At 71.4% G+C, this 5,536-nt stretch carries 6 protein-coding genes; 5 read left to right on the forward strand and 1 reads right to left on the reverse strand.

Annotated features, from left to right (window positions below; translation table 11 throughout):
* Positions 1–258: 258 nt before the first annotated feature.
* The 4 genes from ABT085_RS43215 to ABT085_RS43230 are packed head-to-tail and all read left to right on the forward strand — an operon-like array spanning position 259 to position 3,261.
* Positions 259–1,608 carry a GH25 family lysozyme gene (locus ABT085_RS43215; RefSeq protein WP_351621749.1) on the forward strand — a complete coding sequence of 450 codons (1,350 nt, stop codon included), beginning with the start codon at positions 259–261 and terminating at the stop codon, positions 1,606–1,608.
* 26 nt (positions 1,609–1,634) lie between these two features.
* The gene (locus tag ABT085_RS43220) at positions 1,635–2,027 is read left to right on the forward strand and encodes a hypothetical protein (protein ID WP_351621752.1); all 393 of its coding nucleotides are present in this window, start codon (positions 1,635–1,637) and stop codon (positions 2,025–2,027) included.
* Positions 2,028–2,051: 24 nt separating this feature from the next.
* A complete protein-coding gene (locus ABT085_RS43225) occupies positions 2,052–2,474 on the forward strand; it encodes a hypothetical protein (protein WP_351621755.1) in 423 nt (140 codons plus the stop codon).
* Positions 2,475–2,511: 37 nt separating this feature from the next.
* Positions 2,512–3,261 (forward strand): D-Ala-D-Ala carboxypeptidase family metallohydrolase, encoded by a 750-nt coding sequence (locus tag ABT085_RS43230; protein WP_351621758.1) that lies wholly within the window; start codon positions 2,512–2,514, stop codon positions 3,259–3,261.
* Positions 3,262–3,330: 69 nt separating this feature from the next.
* Here the strand turns inward: ABT085_RS43230 and ABT085_RS43235 are convergent, their stop codons facing one another.
* A complete protein-coding gene (locus ABT085_RS43235; protein WP_351621760.1) occupies positions 3,331–4,413 on the reverse strand; it encodes a helix-turn-helix domain-containing protein in 1,083 nt (360 codons plus the stop codon).
* Positions 4,414–4,716: 303 nt separating this feature from the next.
* Here ABT085_RS43235 and ABT085_RS43240 point away from each other — a divergent pair, with 303 nt between their 5' ends.
* Entirely contained in the window at positions 4,717–5,505 is a 789-nt protein-coding gene (locus tag ABT085_RS43240; protein ID WP_351621763.1) for a hypothetical protein, read from the forward strand.
* Positions 5,506–5,536 lie beyond the last annotated feature (31 nt).

A 5,536-nucleotide genomic window follows, 5' to 3' on the forward strand; every position in this document is an offset into this window, starting at 1 on the left:
GTCCGCCCGCGGGCGGACGCCGGCCCGCGGGGGGGTGTCCGCTCCGCGGTGGGCGTCCGCCCCGCCTCACCCCCCTCTCCAGCCCCGGCTTTCCCGTCCGTGTCCCACGGCCGTCTCAGCGGTGACCCGTCCCAGCAGGTCACAGGGGTGGGATCGTCCCGGCGTCCCAATCCGGCGGCAAAAGGATCTGCTGCGCGGCAACCGCTGCCAGCATGATCCGCGCCGGGGCTCCCGGCGACTCACAAGAGGGGAACACAGATGGGACAACGGACGCTTCTGCGGGGCCTGACCCTCGCCGTGGCAGCGGTCCTGCCCCTGTACGGGCCCGTGGTGGCGCAGGCGGCGCAGTCCGCCGCGGCCGCCGCGGTCGCGGTCTGCGGGCACACCAGCGCACAGCCCACGCTGCAACGGGGATCGACGGGGGACTCGACGGTCGAGGCGCAGTGCGAGCTGAACCTGGCGACGAAGCCGAGCCGGTACACGCCGATCGCGGCCGACGGCTCGTTCGGATCCGGGACGGAGACGCGCGTCAAGGAGTTCCAGCGGTGTGCCGGGCTGGACGCGGACGGTGTGCTCGGCCCGCAGACCTGGGCGGCGCTGAACACCTGGGCCGCCCAGCCGCACACCTGCTCGACCCAGGGCACCTCGGCCACGGCGCAGGCGGCCGTGTGCGGTCACACCGACACCCGCCCGAGCCTGCAGAAGGGCGCGAAGGGCACCGAGGTCGAAGAGGTCCAGTGCCGGCTGAACCTGGCCATGGAGCCCTTCCACTACCCGCCGCTGACGATCGACGGCGACTTCGGGGGCGGCACCGAGAGCCGGGTCATCGAGTTCCAGCACTGCGCCAACCTCGGTGCCGACGGCGTCGTGGGCCCCAACACCTGGGCGAAGCTGGTGGACTGGTCCGGCCGCAACACGTACTGCACGCCGCCGCGCCCCGCCGGCTACCCGATCGACGGCCTGGACACCGCCAAGTACCAGCACCCCGGCGGCGCGGCGATCGACTGGAAGGCCGTGAAGGCCTCGGGTGTCGAGTTCGCGACGGTCAAGGCCACCCGCGGCCTGAACGTCACCGACGAGTACCTCGCCACCGACCTGCCGGCGGCCAGGGCGGCCGGACTGGCCGTCGCGCCCTACCACTTCTACACGGGCACCGCGGCCGACACCGGCGCCGCACAGGCCGACCGGTTCATCGCCGCCGTGAAGGCCACCGGCTACACCGGGCAGCGGGCGGGCGACCTGCCGCCGGTGTTCGACCTGGAGCGCATGGACGACGGCAGCGGACGCTGCCCCACCTACGGCACGGTGGCCGACGCCAAGGCCTGGCTCGACAAGGTGGAGGCGGCCTTCGGGCGGACCCCGGTCATCTACACCCAGAAGTCCTTCCTGGACGACTGCCTGGGCTCGACCACCGCCTTCGCCCGGTATCCGCTGCAACTCGCCGACTACCGCCAGTCGATCACCCAGCCGCCCGTGCCGAACGGCTCGACGACCTGGGCGATGTGGCAGTACACCGACGCCGCGCTCTTCCCGGGCGTCAAGGCACCGGCGACCGCGGACGTCTTCAACGGCACCCAGGCCGATCTCGACCGGCTGGCCAACCGGTGATCCCGGACGCACCGAGGAGGACCTCCATGACCGGCCGATCCGCTCGCGCGTCCCTCGTCGGCCTGCTCGTCGCCCTGGGCCTCGCCGTTCCGGCGCCCGCCTCGGCCGCCGGCTCCACCGCCGCCGCGACGAGCTGCTACGGCGGGGCCGTCACGGTCCACTACGGGGAGGTGCTCGACTTCGGCCCGTACCGGACCACCAGCCGCTGCAACGACATCAACATGCGCATCGTCGGAGGCGACGCGGAGTACGTCGTCGCCTGCGTGAAGTTCGAGAAGACCGGCGTCTGCAACCGCTGGACCAAAGTCGGCTGGAGCTGGACGACCATCGCCACCGACGTCCTGGACGGCACCCGGTTCACCGTGCCCAACGGCGTCGACCTGGAGGGCAGTTCCGCCACCCTCCAGATCGCCTTCTGACCCCCCACCCGAACGGAGACCACCATGACCGCAAGCAGAGTGTTCGCCTCGGCTCTGTGCACCGCGGCCGCGCTCCTGGGCGCGGGCGTCGCTCCCGCCGCCGCCTCCGCGCAGCCCTCGGCCGCCGCGACGAGCTGCTACGGCGGCGCCAAGACCCTGACGTACCACTACCAGGCGGCGGCCAAGGAGTACGGCACCTACACTACGTCCTCGCGCTGCAACGACATCAACATGCGGCTCATCACGGACGCCCCCGGGGTGTACCTGGACGCCTGCGTGGTGTTCACCGACCACACCACCAAGTGCAACAACGACGACGCGTACACCACCCACGGCACCGAGTGGGCGACCGTCGCCACCGACGTCAAGGACGGCACCCACTTCGTCCTGCGCGTGCACGCCTACGACATCGACGCGCAGAACGTGACCTTCCAGATCGCCTACTGACCTCCTCCCGCACGACCGCTCTCCGAAAGGACGACACATGACCTTCTCCTCCCGTCCCATGGACCGCCGCAGCATGCTGCGGGGCACGCTGGCCGTCGGTGCAGGCGTCGCGTTCGGCCAGCTCCTGTTCTCGGGCACCGCACAGGCCTATTCGTGGTCGCGCACCCTGAACCAGGGCGACACCGGCGCCGACGTGACCGAGTTGCAGATCAGGATCGCGGGCTGGGCGGCGGACAGCGCCGGCCACAGCCGGGTCGGCATCGACGGCGACTTCGGCCCCGGCACGGCCGCGGCGGTGCGCCGGTTCCAGGCGGCGTACGGGCTGACCGCCGACGCCAGCGTCGGGCCCAACACCCAGGCGAAGCTCAACGCGCTGGAGCAGTCGGACGGTTCCACGCTCCACTTCAACTGGAGCGAGTTCTACAACCAGACGGACGGCACCTTCAACGGCGGCAAGGTGAGCGCGTCGCAGGTCAAGGAGAACGTCCGCCGCTGCATGTACAAGCTGGAGGCGCTGCGCAAGAAGCTGGGCGACAAGCCGATCACGGTCAACTCCGGCTTCCGCAGCATCGCGCACAACGCCGAGATAGGCGGCGCCAGCGACAGCATGCACCTGTACGGCACCGCGGCCGACCTCGACGTTCCCGGGGTGGCCACCAAGACCGTTTACCAGAAGGCGGAGACCTGCGGGTTCTCCGGGCTGGAGACGTACACGGTCGACCACCAGCACGTCGACAGCAGGGCCGACCTCGGCCGCGACTGGTGGTGGGAGGACGGTACGGTCTGACGCCGCTCCGGACCGTCCGTAGCAGGGGGCTCCGGATACCGCGGCGGCGGTACCCGGGGCCGCCTGGCCTCAGCTCTTCGGTGTGTCCGTCGGCGCGCTCTTCAGCGCCGCCTCGCAGGAGGGCCAGTCGTGGAAGTCCCGCCGGGCGCTCCACAGCCGGTGGGCCGCCTCGATGTTCCACGCCGGGTCGAACGCCCGCAGCGGTGTGCCGCCGAGCTCCCGCAGCCGGGCGTCGGAGATCTGGAACACGCCCCAGTTGCGGCTGCCGTTGGTGTTGGGCAGCACCCACAGCGGGTCGAGGAACGACGCGCAACGGGCGATCGCCACGGCGGTGTCGGGATCCTCGGTGAACACCTCCCGGATCCGCTGCGTCACCCGGTCCGGCGACCAGGTCGCCATGCTCACCTTCCGCGCGTAGAGCGCCTTCTTGGTGGCGTCGTCGACCACGTTGGTGGCCGTCATGCCCGCCAGCACCTGGAACGCGGTCAGCCGGCGCAGCGTCTCCGGCCCGAAGTCCCCGTCGACGGCGAGCCTGCCCTTCGCCCGCACCAGCAGCTTCTGGACCTCGCGCACGCACTCGTCGTGCTGTCCCATGCTCACCGACCTGCACGCCGGGGAGTACAGCAGCCCGTCTTCGGCCGTCGGCGAGGCACCGGCCGAGTGTCCCGCGGGCAGCCATACGAAGCCCGCCACCAGCGCCACCGCGACCACGGCCGCCAGGACCGCGAAGCGGGAGGACAGCTTCTCGGGCACCCGGTACCGGCGTGGCCGCCCGGCTCCGTCGGGAGCGGCACCCGGCGGGGTGTCCCCGGCCGGTCCGGTGCCCGTCCGCGCGGGGACGGAGGGCTCGTCCGGGGCCGCGGCCGGTTCCGGGTCCTCCTTGGCGGTCGCGGCCGGTACGTCCCGTTCGGCGTCCGCCAGTGCCCACAGCCGGTGGAGTTCGCGGAGCTCCTCCGTGCCGGCGCCGCAGGCCTTGGCGAAGGTGTGCACCACCCGGTAGTCCGCCGGGACGCTGAGACCGGAGCAGTACCGGTGCAGACTGGAGCCGCTGACGCCCGCTTCCTTGCCCAGACGGTCGTAGCCTCGGCCGCTGCGGTCCTTCAGCAGCCTGAGACAGGCGGCGAACTTCTCGGTCTGCGGAGAGGTAACCACACATCCACCCTTGCTCGGGCCCCTTCTGACGGGGAGAAGCTACCGGCTGGGAAGAGGCTGTGTGTGTCCTTTCACTTTCGAAAGCAGACCGTCAACTCCCTTTTGAACAACAGTATTTGAAGGAGTAACGACCGGTTGCGCCCGTTCGCCGCCTCACGCGTCCGCCCGTCCGTCCCGTCCGGGCGGCGCCCGTCACGGCGGCCGGGCAACCAGGGACGGGCCTCGTGGGTCTAGGCAGCGTGACACTCCAGCAGGTTCCGCCGTGAGAGGCAGGCGGGGCCAAGGCTCCCGAAGGGGGATTCCATGCGCATCCGCCCGGCCATGACCGTCGTGTCCCTGGCGACCCTCGTGTGTGTATCGGTGATCCCGGCGGCCGCCCAGGCGGCGGGCCGGGACACGTCCGGAGCGACGACGTTCTCGAACGTCGTCGTCGACGGCGGCAAGGACATCGTGCTCGGCCTCACCACCCGCACGACCGTCACCCTGACCTGGACGGCCACGGACCCGGACGGCGTCGCCGCGTCCTGGGCCTACCTGTGGCACGGATCCAACACCGACGACGCCGACGGCCGCCTGCCGGTCTACCCGCCCGCGGGCACCTGCACCGTCTCGCCCGCCGACCCCGCCGTCTCCACCTGCAGGGTGAGCTTCACCGTGAACGCCCGGGACCTCCACCGCAACGCCCTCGCCGGCACCTGGAAGGTACTCGCCGAAGCACAGGACGACGGCGACGACTGGACGGCCGTCGACGTCGCGGGCACGGCGTCGGTCAAGCGGTACGCCAAGGTGACGGTCAACGCCTCGCCCGAGCCGGTGAAGAAGGGCCGGACCGTCACGGTCACCGGCAGGCTGACCCGCGCCAACTGGGAGAGCGGCACCTACACCGGCTACGCGGGCCGGCCGGTCGCGTTGCAGTTCCGCAAGAAGGGCAGCACCACCTACACCACCCTCAAGACCGTCACCAGCGGCAGCAGCGGCACACTGAGGACCACCGTCAAGGCCGGGGCCGACGGCTACTACCGCTTCCGCTTCGCCGGTACGGCCACCACCGGACCGTCCACGGCGGCCGGGGACTTCGTCGACGTCAGGTGAGAGCGCACAGAGGCGCCTCGCGGAGCGAAAC

This window comes from Streptomyces sp. NPDC002265, from assembly GCF_040296125.1.
Lineage (GTDB): Bacteria > Actinomycetota > Actinomycetes > Streptomycetales > Streptomycetaceae > Streptomyces.

Excerpts from the sequence above, each read along its gene's own strand:
- ABT085_RS43220 (WP_351621752.1), top strand. The coding sequence starts at position 1,635 with ATGACCGGCCGATCCGCTCGCGCGTCCCTCGTCGGCCTGCTCGTCGCC.
- ABT085_RS43215 (WP_351621749.1), top strand. The coding sequence starts at position 259 with ATGGGACAACGGACGCTTCTGCGGGGCCTGACCCTCGCCGTGGCAGCG.
- ABT085_RS43240 (WP_351621763.1), top strand. The coding sequence starts at position 4,717 with ATGCGCATCCGCCCGGCCATGACCGTCGTGTCCCTGGCGACCCTCGTG.
- ABT085_RS43230 (WP_351621758.1), top strand. The coding sequence starts at position 2,512 with ATGACCTTCTCCTCCCGTCCCATGGACCGCCGCAGCATGCTGCGGGGC.
- ABT085_RS43225 (WP_351621755.1), top strand. The coding sequence starts at position 2,052 with ATGACCGCAAGCAGAGTGTTCGCCTCGGCTCTGTGCACCGCGGCCGCG.